The organism is Bradyrhizobium sp., from assembly GCF_049581145.1.
Classification (GTDB): Bacteria; Pseudomonadota; Alphaproteobacteria; order Rhizobiales; family Xanthobacteraceae; genus Bradyrhizobium.
Map to the genome: position 1 here is coordinate 1 of NZ_JBAURI010000480.1, position 12,542 is coordinate 12,542.

Here is a 12,542-nt window from a genome sequence, read left to right on the forward strand (position 1 = left end):
CGCCGGATCAGGCACGAACGGGGTCTCGTCCATGAACAGCAATTTCCAGATGCCGACGTTGCGCCGGATGTTGAACGGAAACGGCAGATCATGATCGCGCACCTTGCCTGAGACGGCGGGAAGCGTCTTCAGATAGGCGAAGAGATCGCGCACGTCGTCGACCTTCGCATGCGCATAGGAGACGTAGGGGAAGGCCGGAAAGTAGTGGGTTCCAGCCGGCGAGATCCCCCTGGTCAACGCGTTGACGAAGTCGGCCTCGCGCCAGCGTCCGATGCCGTCGGTCGGATCGGACGAGATATTCGGCGCATAGAACGTGCCGAACGGCGATTTGATCGCCAGCCCGCCGCCAAGCCGGGTGCGCTCGGGCTGATCCGGCACCGCGTGGCAGGAGGCACAGCCGCCGATATCAAAGATGGTCTGCCCGTTGGCGAGGTTCGGCACATGGGCAGGCTCCGTGACCGCCAGCGCGAGCGACGGCGCGGTGAGCCACCAATAGAGCGCGACAGCGGCCGCGAAAGCGAACACAGCAGCAAGGAAAATTCGTCGCACCATCATCGATCCGTCATTGACCATCAGGCTTTAGGGTTAGTCCGCACGCGGCTCCCGTCGTGCGTTAAGTGCAAATTTCGCGGCATGGAGGCGGAATTGAGGAATAAACCTGAAATCGCGTTGTTGAGATTGATGTTTCATTTGAGGCCGATAGGGAGAGACCCCATGACCAAGACCGTGTTTGCCACGCTCGTGTTCGGAGCCGTCGTGGCGTTCGCAGGGCCTGCCTTTGCCGAAAAATACAAAGTCACATTGGACGGCAAGTCGGAAGTTCCTCCGACTGCCAGCACCGGCAGCGGCACCGCCGACGTCGATTACGATCCGGCGACCAAGAAGCTGACATGGACGCTCACATATTCGGGATTGAGCGGCCCCGCATCGGCCGCGCACTTCCATGGACCCGCGGAAGTCGGCAAGAACGCCGGTGTCAAGATTGCAATCCCGAACGCCACATCGAGCCCGGTGGAAGGCACCGCCACACTGACCGACGAACAGGCCGCCGACCTTCTGGCGGGCAGGTACTACATCAACGTTCACACCGCAGCCAATCCAGGCGGCGAAATCCGCGGCCAAGTGAAATAACAACGAGAAACGACGACAAGTGAAGTAACAAGTAGCAATCCCGCGAAGATTGCTGAAGCGGAATAGCCGGGGCGCAACCAGCCCCCGCCTATTCCGCCGGTCGTTCTTGAACCCAATCAGCTATTCTTGAGGCGATAGGTCTCGTGGCAACCGCCGCATTCCTTGCCGATGCCGGGCGTGATCGCCTTCAGCGTCTCGAGATCCCTGATCTTGCCTTTCGCGTCGCTCACCACCTTGGTGAAGCTTGCGATATGCGCCGCAAATCCGGCCTTGTCTTCCCAAACCTTGGGCGAGGAATGGTAATCGCCGTCCGGGTTCTGGCCCTTGATGCTGTCCGGGAACATGGTCGGAAGCTTCTTGGCGGTATTCTGCAACACAGCGAGTGACGCATCGACCGTTGCCTGATCGTAGGGCTTTTCGCCCTTGACCATCGCCACCATGGCGCCAAGATTCTTGGCGTTTGCCTTCATCACCGCCTGGTCCTGCTTGACCAGGTCCTCCTGTGCCATCGCCGCAGCCGCGCCGAGCACCAACATACCGATTACCAAGACCGACCGCCTCATCAACCTGCTCTCCCGTTCTTACGCCAACTCTCACCCCGCGGCCGAGTTGATCCCAACCCGTTTGACCCCGGCGGCGCCCGTTTATTTCCCAATTGAGGCGGATATCAGAGGCTATGACGGCGCTGGTGCTCGCGGATCGCAATCCAGACCCGCTCCGGCGTCGCCGGCATGTCGATGTGGTCGATCTTGTACTCGCGCCATAGCCCATCGACGATCGCGTTCACAACCGCCGGACAGGAGCCGATCGCGCCGGCTTCGCCTGCGCCCTTCACCCCTAGCGGATTGGTCTTGCAGGGCACGTTGTGGGTCTCGAACACGAAGGACGGCCCGTCGGCGGCGCGCGGCAGCGCATAGTCCATGTAGGTGCCGGTGACGAGTTGGCCATCGGAGGCGCTGTAGACCACCTGCTCCATCAGCGCCTGCCCGATCCCCTGCATTGCGCCGCCATGCACCTGGCCCGCGAGCAACAGCGGATTGAGCGTGACGCCGAAATCATCGACGATCACATAGTTGACGATCTTGACGATGCCGGTCGCCGGATCGATCTCGACCTCGGCGATATGAGTGCCGTTCGGATAGGTGCCGTCGGCGCTGGCGAAGGTCGCGCTGGCGTTGAGCTTGGCGGCGTCACTGCCGGCGCGCCTGGCGAGTTCGACAAAACCGATGGAGCGGTCGGTGCCGACGACCCGCACCACGCCGCGATCGATCTCGAGATCGCCGGCGCTGGTCTCGAGCACTTCGGCGGCAAGCTCCTTCAGTTGGGCGCCGAGCGCGCGGGTGGCGCGCTCCACGCTGACGCCGCCGGAGGGGATCGAGGCCGAGCCACCGGTGCCGAGCCCAGTCGCGATCTCGTCGGTATCGCCCTGGTGGATGTGGACGCGCTCGGGCGGCAGTCCGAACTGCTCGGCGACGAGTTGGGCATAGGCGGTCTGGTGCCCTTGCCCGCTCGACTGGGTTCCGATCAGGACCGTGACATCTCCATTGGGATCAATCCGCACATTAGCAGTTTCTTCGCCCATGGTGCCGCAGACCTCGACATAGCTTGCGAGCCCAATGCCTCGGATCAAATCATGCTTCTTCGCCAGCCGCACCCGCTTGGGAAATTCCTTCCAGTTCGCGACGTCCATCGCGCGCTTGAGGTGCGCGTTGAAGTCGCCGGAATCGTAGATCTTGCCGGTTGCGGTCTTGTAGGGCATCGCGCGCGGGGTGATAAAATTCCTGCGCCGGATCGCATCCGGCGTCATGTCGACTTTTCGCGCGCAGGCATCGACCAGCCGCTCGATGACATAGGCCGCCTCGGGCCGGCCGGCGCCGCGATAGGCGTCGACCGGCACGGTATGGGTGAATACCGTGCGGACGCGACAGTGGAAAGTCTGGATGTCATAGAGGCCCGGCAACATGCCGGCGCCGCCATGTGGAATGTAAGGCCCGAAGGTCGAGAGGTAACCGCCCATGTCGCCCATCAGGTCGACATCCATGGCGAGGAATTTGCCGTCGGCGGCAAGCGCCATCTTCGCGGTCGTGACATTGTCGCGACCCTGCGCGTCGCCCATGAAATGCTCGGAGCGGTCCGCGGCCCAGCGCACCGTCTTCTTCAGTCGGCGCGCGGCGACCGCGAGCAGCGCGTATTCGCGATAGGGAAACAGTTTGGTGCCGAAACCGCCGCCGACATCGGGACAGATCACCCGCATCTTCTCGACCGGGATCTTCAGCACGTTCTGGCACAGGATATCGCGCAGTCGGTGGCTCCCTTGGCTGCCGACCGTGAGCGTAAAATGATCGCGCTTGGCGTCGTACTCACAGATCGCTGCGCGGGTTTCCATGAAGCTGGCGACGACGCGCGGATTGACGATCGAAATTTCGGCGACCGCATGCGCCTTGGCGAACGCCTCGTCGGTCGCCTTCCTGTCGCCGACCGGAACGTCGAATAGGACGTTGCCGGGATGGTCGGGCCACACCTGCGGAGCGCCCGGCTTGACCGCGTTGACGACGCCCGCCACCGCCGGCAAGGGCGCCCAGTCGACCTCGATCGCCTCGATCGCGTCGCGCGCCCGATCCACCGTCTCGGCCACGACGAAAGCGATGGTGTCGCCGACGTGGCGCACCTCGTCCTTGGCGAGGATCGGATAGGGCGGACCTGTGAAGGGATTGACCTCGAGATTGAACAGGCATGGCAGGTCGCCGAGATCGGCTATGTCCTCCGCCGTCAGGATCAGCGCGACGCCGGGAAGGCCCCGGGCACGGGCGGCATTGACGGTGAATTTCGCATGCGCGTGCGGCGAGCGCAGCAGCAGCGCGTGCAGTCCCACGGAGGGAATATGGTCGTCGGTGTAACGGCCCTTGCCGCGGATCAACGCGTCGTCCTCCTTGCGGAGGACGCTCTGACCGACGCCGAACTTGATGGGAGCAGCCATCTGATCTCCAACTGCCTGATCGAACCCGGCCATATTGCAGCGGATCGCGGGGCAGCGCAAACGGGTTTAGCGGGTCGATTCTCAACTGGGCCGGCTTGGCTCTGCAGGCGGCGCGGTTCTACGTTGGATCCGACATGATCTACCGGGATCCTTCCACCGCCTTGGCCGGCTCGCTATGCGAGATGGACCTCCCGCTTGAGCTATCGAAGTCCTCGCGAGGTGAATCCCGGCGGCGCTTGCCGGGCGAACCACGCTTTCGGCAAAAGCAGAGATCGGCACCGCTCATCGCGCGCGACGAGCCACTTGGCCAGCCATTTTTCAGGGAAATACGATGTCTCGGCGGAGGGCATAAGATTGGACTGACGCGATCACCCCCGCAAAGCCAGAGGTTCGTGGAGGAGAAGTTCGCGAAAACGACGCTCTTTCCCATCGCGCCCGCGAATTCTGCGCGATCGGAATACCGGAAGACGTCAAAACCGCCGCCGCGGCCTGCGACAAGAACGCCTTTTGACCTTTCCAGTCGCCCAAGAAACGGAAATCATATGTTCGCCGCATCCATTTCGGTTCGGGCTCGTCGCGGCCGACGTCGCGTGCGAACAATTCACTTCACTAACGACCTCAGCCATCGCGGGCCGAACAGCAGCAGGATCGATCCACCGTAAACCACGGCTCCAACCGCCACCAGCAGCAGCAGCGCGGCTTCGTCGCGCAGGCTGCCCAGCGCCTGGAAATGCACGGCCGCAAATCGTGCGACGAGCCACAGCGCGACGGCAAGCACAACGCCGGTCATGGCAAACTTCAGGATCGATCGGCGCAGCACGGCGTCGAATTCGAGATAGCCGGCCCGCACCGCGAAGCCCAACACCAACAAACGGTTGATCCAGGCGCCGACTGCGGTGGCGAGCGCCAGTCCGACCTGGGCCAGCGATCCCATCAACAACAGCTTCAGGCCCATGTTGACCGCAAGCCCGGTCAGGGATGCCTTCACCGGCGTCGCGGTGTCCTTGCGGGCGTAGAAGGTCGAGACTGCGCTGCGGATCAGCACGAAGGGAATCAGGCCGATGGCATAGGCTGCGAGCGTCGCTCCCGCGGCCGCGGCATCGCCACGAGTGAACGCGCCGCGCGCGAACATCGCGCGAGTAATGACATCCGGCACCGCCAGGAAGGCCGCGACGAATGGCACCGAAAACAACAGCGTGAAATCGAAGGCGCGGCGTTGCTGCTCCATGGCGCCCGCATGGTCGCCCGCCGTCAGCCGCCGTGACATTTCCGGCAACAGCACCGTGCCAATCGCGATCCCGATCACGCCGATCGGCAACTGGTTGAGCCGGTCGGCGTAATACAGCGCCGACAGTGCGCCGGCCGGCAGGAACGTGGCGATGATGGTGTCGGCGAACATCGCGACCTGTGTGCCCATCGAACCCAGCGTCGCAGGTCCGAGCGCGCGGAAGAAGGCGCGAATATCCTCATCGAGTTTCAATGGTCCGAAGCGCGGCAGGCCGCCATGTCTCGCGAGATCGCCGGCCAACAGGAAGTATTGCAGGAAGCCGGAGATCAGCACGCCCCAGGCCGCGGCATGCCCGGCGCTCGGAAAGAACACCACCAGCGCCAGCGTCGCCATCATCGAGATGTTGAGAAAGATCGACGCCGCAGCGGCGCTGGCGAAACGATGCATGACGTTGAGCATGCCGCCATAGAGCGTCACCAGCGTGATCAGCAGCAGGTAAGGAAACGTGATCCGTGTCAGGGCGATCGCCAGGTCACGTTCGGCGGGATCGTTGCTGAAGCCCGGCGCAAGGATGGTCATGGCCTGAGGCATGAATAGCAACGCAACAACCAACAACACCACCTGCGACAAGAACAGCAGGGTAAAGATGCGATTGGAGAACAGTTTGGCCGAGGCCTCGCCACGTTCGCCGTGGACATGGGCATAGGCCGGCACGAAGGCGGCGTTGAACGCACCTTCGGCGAAGATCGCGCGAAAATGATTGGGCAGGCGGAAGGCGACGAAGAAGGCGTCCGCGACGGGACCGGCGCCGAGAATCGCCGCGAGCATGATGTCGCGCGCGAAACCGGTCAACCGCGAGAGCAGCGTGTAGCCGCCGACAGTGAAGATACGTCCGAGCATGCGCCGCTTCTAGCGCATATTCGATTCTGATTGCATCAGAACTTCACACGGCGAAGCAGGCCGAAACTGCGTCGCGCACGGCCTCGATGACGCGCGCCTGCGTCGGTTCGTCGAGATAGGCATGCATCGGCAGGCTGATCACGTCGGACGACAGCCGCTCGCTTACCGGCAAGCCGCCATCGGCGACCGGGAAGTCGCGATAGGCGGTCTGCTGATGCATCGATTTCGGGTAATAGATCGCGGTCGGGATGCCCCGCGCCTTCAGCGTCGCGGCGAAACCGTCGCGATCGATGCCTTTGGGCAGGCGGATGGTGTATTGCGCCCAGACCGAGGTGCAGCCGGGGGCGAGCCGCGGAACAGTGACGGCATTGCCGAGGCCGCTGGCGTAGCGTTCGGCAACGACATTGCGGGCGCCAATCTCGTCCGCGAAGATCTTCAGCTTCTCGATCAGGATCGCCGCCTGCATTGTGTCGAGCCGCGCGGTCAAGCCGAGGCGGACATTGTCGTATTTGTCAGACCCCTGGCCGTGCACGCGAACGCTGCGCAGCGTCTCCGCAAGACCCGCATCGTCAGTGAAGATCGCGCCGCCGTCCCCGAAGCAACCGAGCGGCTTTGCGGGAAAGAAGCTCGTCGCGGTGGCCAGGCCCAGCGTGCCGAGAGGGCGTCCCGTGTAGCTCGCGCCAAAGCCTTGCGCGGCATCATCCAGCACGAACAACCCCTCGCCTGTCGCAACCGCGGCAATCGCATCATGGTCGGCGCTCTGCCCGAACAGATCGACCGGGATCACCGCGCGGGGTTTCAGGCCTAACCGTTTCGCGGTCGCGATGCCACGACCGAGGGAGGCGGCATCGATATTGAAGGTGGCTTCATCGACGTCGACGAACACCGGGGTGGCGCCGACAAGCGCGACCACTTCGCCGGTCGCGCAGAAGGTGAAGGACGGGCAGAACACTGCATCGCCACGGCCGATCCCCGTCGCCAGCAGCACCATCAACAGCGCGTCGGTGCCGCTGGCACAGCTCACGACGTGCCTGGCGCTGCTGAAAGCTGCGAGGTCGGCCTCGAGCTGCAAGACTTCCGGACCGTTGACGAACTGGCAGTGGTTGAGCACGCGAGAGGTCGCTTCATCAAGCGTCTTGCCGAGCCTTTGGCGCTGCGCGACGAGATCGATGAAGGGGACGGGTTGCGGACGCAGATGCTGGTTCATGGGGCTTGCACGGTTTTCTTGCACGGTTTTTGCTGACGGAGATCGTGGAACTGTCGCTAGACCGCGACGCGGCGTGGCCCCTTGCGGACGGCCGAGGCCGCGGCACGGTGCGCCGAGGTCTCCAGACACTGCGTCGCGATTTCGAGGCTTGCGACCCCTTCGTCGCCGGTCACCGCCGGTGTGGAGCCGGAACGCACCGCATGCAGGAAGGCGATCATTTCGGCACGCAGCGGCTCGTCATGGCCGACCGGCAGATGGCGCATCGAATAGCTGCCGTCGGGCCTGAAGCCGAAGCACTCGGTAACCTGGCGGGTCAGGAGGTCGCCCATGACATATTTGTCGCGGGTCGCGACCGTGACATTGCGCGCCTTGAATGGCGTCAGCCAATTGGTGTTGATATGGGCAAGCACGCCCGACGCGGTCCGGAACTGCAACAGCGCGATATCCTCGCGCTCGGCCACCGCACTGGAGAGCTGCGGCTGCACCTCGACGATGTCGGATTCGGTGAACCAGCGGATCAGGTCGATATCATGGACTGCCAGGTCGATCACCACGCCGACATTGGACATCCGCGGCGGGAACGGCCCGACCCTGGTGATGGCGATCGACAGGATGTCTTCCCCGGTGATCGCCTGCTTGATGGCCGCGACCGCCGGGTTGAACCGCTCCACATGACCGACCATCAGCGTCACGCCGGCCCGACGAGCCGCATCGACGATGTGCCGCCCCTGCTCGACCGTGGATGCGATCGGCTTTTCGACCAGGACATGGATGTTGTGGCCGATGCAGGCCAGCGCGACCTCGTGGTGGAGATGGGTCGGCGCGGCGATCGTCACGGCGTCGATACCTTCTGCGATCAGTTCGTCAAGCGTTGCGAAGGTCGGACAATTGAGCAGTTCCGTCGCCCGCGTCCGGTGCGCCGGCAAGGGATCGACCACCCCCACCAGACTGACGTCAGGCAGATTCGCCAGCACGCGGGCGTGATTGCTTCCCATGACCCCGGCGCCAATGACGCCAACACGAAGCGCGCGCTTCGACCCGGCCTTCAGGCCGGTCCCCCCAGAACTCATGTCATCGACCCCAAATCAAATCTTGCCCAGTGCCCCGACGGCTCTCTAGCACGTCGTCATACATGTGGCGAAAGCTCAGAGGGTTATTCCAGACACGATTTGATTCAAAGAGTTACATCGGCAGATCAAAAACCTGAGGAGTCTTAAGCCCCTGCAGACCACTCCTGAGATCGGCGGCCAACCAGGTAAGGGAGGCAGACAGGCCGAAGCTCACGCACCACATCAGGTTCCTCAAGATTTCGTGTGGCCGTCTGCGCGTAACATCTGCCCGCAAAGCGCGAACTGGAGCCTGAACCTGTTGTGGAGAAACCCATGCCATCGCGCCAATTGATCTCGTTCGCCCTTGCCGTCAGCCTGGTCCCCTTGAGCCTCGCCCCCGTCGCTGCAGTCGCGGCCGAGCGTCCGGTGGTAGTGGAGCTGTTCACCTCGCAGGGCTGCTCGTCCTGCCCGCCGGCCAATGCCTATCTGAACGAACTGGCGCGCGGTCGTCATGATGTGCTGCCGCTGGCCTTCCACGTCACCTATTGGGACCGGCTCGGCTGGAAAGACCCGTTTTCGCTGGACGCCGCAACCAACCGCCAGGACCGCTATGGCCATCGCTTTGGCGATGGATCCTATACGCCCGAGATCGTGGTCGACGGCGCCTCCAGCCATGTCGGCTCGCGCCGTGACGACGTCGAATCGGCGATCGAGGCCGCCAGGCGGCAGAGCCGGACCGCGGCCGCGATCGATGTCGACAGGCAGGGCGATAAGCTCCTGATCGACGTCGGCGGCGGCAGCGGCAGCGGCCGGGTATTGCTGATCGGCTTCGATCATGAGCATCAGACCGCGATCCGCCGCGGCGAGAATGGCGGCCGTACGCTGGAGGAAGCGAATGTGGTCCGCTCGATCCGCCCGATCGGCGAATGGCAAGGCGCGCCGCTACGCCTCAGCGAGAAACTCCCCGAGGGTCAGGACGTCGCGGTCATTCTGGAAGCGCCCGATGGGCGGATCGTGGGAGCCGGCAGGCCCGGCGGGGAATGAGCGGACAGCGCAACCCTGCCGGCACTCGAGGATGAGTGATGGCGTCATTCCAGTTCAGTCCCGAGCAAGGCCAGACCTATCGCCGTTGCGGCGGTTCGTAATTGCTGGTCGAGGCTAGCGAACGGCAGACCTCTTCGCTGGACATGCTCAAGGTAGGCCGCATCGCAGGCGGTCAGTTGGAAGCGACCTGCGAGGTTCAACGTATCTGTCCAAGCGTGGGAATCCGTCCGTTGATCGGTCGATATATCGAGCGGGGCAAGATCCGCGAGCGCAGCGCGACGAAAATCTGGATCGATGCGGCGTCGCCGAACGGCCATGGTCAAACTGTTGGCGACCTCGAGGCGCCAGAGCGCCGGTACCAACGCGCCGGCGTCGCCTCGGTGACCCCATCGCCGTAAATCCAGGCGAGCGTGGCTGAGCTATGGAGGACCAACAAGCTCACGGACGGCCTTTGTCGCAAAGCGCTTTCCACTCCGACCAGTCAAAAGTGCCGAGCTTCAGCTGCTCGGCCCGCTCACGGATTCGATGCAAGGCGGCGCGGGCTTCGGCTCGATTGAAGCCGGCCTTTGAGCCACGCAACCTCTTTGCCATGGGTGATAGTGATCTCTTCCCCTGCTCCACCCAATCGAGCAACTGACCAAATTTGTTCGTCGCCTCAAAGGCTCCAATCTCGCGCATGGTCGTCCCTACTGCTATACTGCGCCGATCAAGTACCCGACGCATCCTTCGCGGGCGAGCCTGTCAGTCGGAAGCCGATCACGGTCATCCCAGTCAGACAAAGCTGAAACACACCCCGCATCCGGAGTACGGAGTACAATCAATTTGCTGCCGTTTATTGAACTGGTCCCTTGCGCGCGACCTGCAGGCTGCGAACGTAGTCCACGATCTGGCGCGCGCAGGCCTCGACGCCGCTGGCCGTCGTGTTCACGATCAGATCGGGCTCCTCGGGGGCCTCATACGGCGCCGAGACGCCGGTAAACTCGGCGATCTCACCGGCGCGGGCACGCCGGTACAGCCCCTTGGGGTCGCGGCGCTCGCAGGTTGCGAGGTCAGCCTGGATGTAGACCTCGTGAAAGGAGCTGCCGAGACGCTCCCGCACCCGCCGGCGGTCGGACCGATAAGGCGAAATCAGCGCGACAATGACGATCAGGCCGGCGTCGGCAAACAGGTTGGCGACCTCTCCCACCCGGCGGATGTTCTCGACGCGATCCTGCGGCGTGAAGCGCAGATCGGCGTTCAGTCCATGACGCACATTGTCGCCGTCGAGCACGTAAGTCTGCATTCCCCGCTGGAACAACAATTGTTCGACCGCCATGGCCAGCGTGGACTTGCCGGCGCCGGACAGCCCCGTGAACCAGATCACGGCTCCCGAATGCCCGTTGCGCTTGTCCCGGGCTTCAGCGGTGACGCTGTGCCCGACCCCGAAAATATCCACGGGCGCGCCGACCAGGGTCGGCCGCTGGTCGGGAAACCCCTTCATCGATGCGATGCCGCCGCCGACGATCTCGGCGCCCTGGGTCAGCACGAAGCGGCCGGTCGCCGCGATCCGGCTGAAATTGTCCAGCGTGACCTTATGCTTGGTCCGCAACACGACCTCGGCGACCTGATTGCGCTGGACGACGCCGCCTTCGTCCTCTTCCAGATTCGAGGTATGCACGATCTGCTCGATCGACTGCAGCCGCACCGGCACGTCCACTGTCCCGAGCTTCAACTTGTATTCGGCGCCTATGGCGGCGCCTGAGCGGCCGAGCCAGAAGATCTTGCCGCGAAACACGTCGGTGATGGCCGGCGCGCCGTCGCGGTGGCTGATCATGTCGCCTCGTTGGACAAAGACCTCATCCTGCAAGGTCAGTCCGAATACCTGGCCGGTATGCACTTCCGCGACCGACTGGCGCACCGGCCAGCTCTCGATCGTGGCCACGGCCGCGCGCTCGTTCGACGGCGAGAACAGGATCGAATCGCCGGGGCGCAGGATGCCGGATTCCACCCGGCCGACGATGATGCGGCGTCCGTCGAAATGATAGACATCCTGCACGGGCGCGCGCAATGGCAACGCCGCGGCTGGCTCGACAGCATGAAAAGCATCGAAGGCCTCGATGACGGTCGGGCCATCATACCATTTCATCCGCGCGCTGGAGATGCACAAATTGTCGCCTTCACGCGCCGAGATCGGAATGATCTCGGCCGGATGCAGCCCGAGCGTGGTGAAATAATCCCTGATCTCGGCGCAAAGCCTGGCGAAGCTGCTTTCCGAATAGCCGATCAGGTCCATCTTGTTGACGGCGACCACGATCTGTTCGACGCCGATCAGGTTCAACAGATAGGCGTGGAGGCGCGACTGGTTGCGCATCCCTTCGGTCGCATCGACGATGAGCAGCGCCGCGTTGCTGCGGGCAGCCCCCGTGATCATGTTCCTCAGGAATTCGCGATGTCCGGGTGCGTCGATGATGACGTAACCGCGCCGACAGGTGTGAAAACGCACATCCGTCGTGTCGATCGTGACCGCCTGATCACGCTCAGCCTGCAGTGAGTCAAGCAAAAACGACCATTCCATCGGCACGCCGCGGCGGTCCGATGCCGACCTGATCTCCGCCACCTTTTGCGGCGGCAGCGCGCCGGTCTCGAACAACAGCCGACCGATCGTGCTGGATTTGCCGTGGTCGACGTGACCAACCACGACGACCTTGAGCTCGTTTTCCCGATCCAGAGCGAGCGGGGGCGCGGAAGGTTTTTGCAACATTACATATATCCGCCCTGTCGCAGCCGCTCGAACGCATCCTCGCTCTCGTGATCCATCGAACGGCCGGCGCGTTCCGGCGCCGTGGTCACTTCCAGTTCGGCAATGATCTCGTCAATGGTGCTGGCGTTGCTGTCGATTGGAAACGTGATGTTCTTCTCGCCGAGCGAGCGGTATCGCTGGCCATTCCGCGCGAAATAGAGCGGCACGACCGGAATGCCTTCACGGCGGATGTAGTGCCAGATATCGAGTTCGGTCCAGTTCAGGAT

12 protein-coding genes are annotated in these 12,542 nt (G+C 63.4%); 2 read left to right on the plus strand and 10 right to left on the minus strand.

Going from position 1 to position 12,542, the window contains the following annotated elements; translation table 11 throughout:
• Positions 1-552: c-type cytochrome (locus WCB02_RS15825; protein WP_423959354.1), on the minus strand; the 552-nt coding region annotated here is incomplete at its 3' end.
• 162 nt (positions 553-714) lie between these two features.
• Between WCB02_RS15825 and WCB02_RS15830 the strand changes: the two genes are divergently transcribed.
• The gene (locus WCB02_RS15830) at positions 715-1,131 is read left to right on the plus strand and encodes a CHRD domain-containing protein (protein ID WP_423959336.1); all 417 of its coding nucleotides are present in this window, start codon (positions 715-717) and stop codon (positions 1,129-1,131) included.
• Positions 1,132-1,247: 116 nt separating this feature from the next.
• Here WCB02_RS15830 and WCB02_RS15835 read toward each other — a convergent pair whose 3' ends face one another.
• From WCB02_RS15835 to WCB02_RS15855, 5 genes are all read right to left on the minus strand, one after another.
• A complete protein-coding gene (locus tag WCB02_RS15835) occupies positions 1,248-1,694 on the minus strand; it encodes a c-type cytochrome (protein ID WP_423959337.1) in 447 nt (148 codons plus the stop codon).
• Positions 1,695-1,798: 104 nt separating this feature from the next.
• Positions 1,799-4,108: a xanthine dehydrogenase family protein molybdopterin-binding subunit gene (locus tag WCB02_RS15840; RefSeq protein WP_423959339.1), complete on the minus strand. Its 2,310-nt coding sequence runs from the start codon at positions 4,106-4,108 to the stop codon at positions 1,799-1,801.
• A gap of 601 nt (positions 4,109-4,709) precedes the next feature.
• A complete protein-coding gene (murJ, locus tag WCB02_RS15845; protein ID WP_423959341.1) occupies positions 4,710-6,236 on the minus strand; it encodes a murein biosynthesis integral membrane protein MurJ in 1,527 nt (508 codons plus the stop codon).
• Between the two features lie 43 nt (positions 6,237-6,279).
• On the minus strand, positions 6,280-7,443 hold the full coding sequence (locus WCB02_RS15850) for a DegT/DnrJ/EryC1/StrS family aminotransferase (RefSeq protein ID WP_423959342.1): 1,164 nt from the start codon (positions 7,441-7,443) through the stop codon (positions 6,280-6,282).
• 56 nt (positions 7,444-7,499) lie between these two features.
• Positions 7,500-8,513, minus strand: coding sequence for a Gfo/Idh/MocA family oxidoreductase (locus tag WCB02_RS15855; protein WP_423959345.1), 1,014 nt, complete (start codon positions 8,511-8,513; stop codon positions 7,500-7,502).
• Positions 8,514-8,825: 312 nt separating this feature from the next.
• On the opposite strand from WCB02_RS15855, the gene WCB02_RS15860 reads away from it, so the two are divergent.
• On the plus strand, positions 8,826-9,536 hold the full coding sequence (locus WCB02_RS15860; protein WP_423959347.1) for a DUF1223 domain-containing protein: 711 nt from the start codon (positions 8,826-8,828) through the stop codon (positions 9,534-9,536).
• 44 nt (positions 9,537-9,580) lie between these two features.
• Here the strand turns inward: WCB02_RS15860 and WCB02_RS15865 are convergent, their stop codons facing one another.
• The 4 genes from WCB02_RS15865 to WCB02_RS15880 form a co-directional block, all read right to left on the minus strand.
• Entirely contained in the window at positions 9,581-9,898 is a 318-nt protein-coding gene (locus tag WCB02_RS15865; protein WP_423959348.1) for a type II toxin-antitoxin system VapC family toxin, read from the minus strand.
• Positions 9,899-9,974: 76 nt separating this feature from the next.
• A complete protein-coding gene (locus tag WCB02_RS15870; RefSeq protein WP_423959350.1) occupies positions 9,975-10,214 on the minus strand; it encodes a hypothetical protein in 240 nt (79 codons plus the stop codon).
• Positions 10,215-10,368: 154 nt separating this feature from the next.
• Positions 10,369-12,276 (minus strand): adenylyl-sulfate kinase, encoded by a 1,908-nt coding sequence (cysC, locus tag WCB02_RS15875; RefSeq protein WP_423959352.1) that lies wholly within the window; start codon positions 12,274-12,276, stop codon positions 10,369-10,371.
• Positions 12,276-12,542 (minus strand): phosphoadenosine phosphosulfate reductase family protein (locus tag WCB02_RS15880; RefSeq protein ID WP_423959353.1); only part of this gene is annotated, 267 nt, incomplete at its 5' end. The genes cysC and WCB02_RS15880, both read right to left, overlap by 1 nt.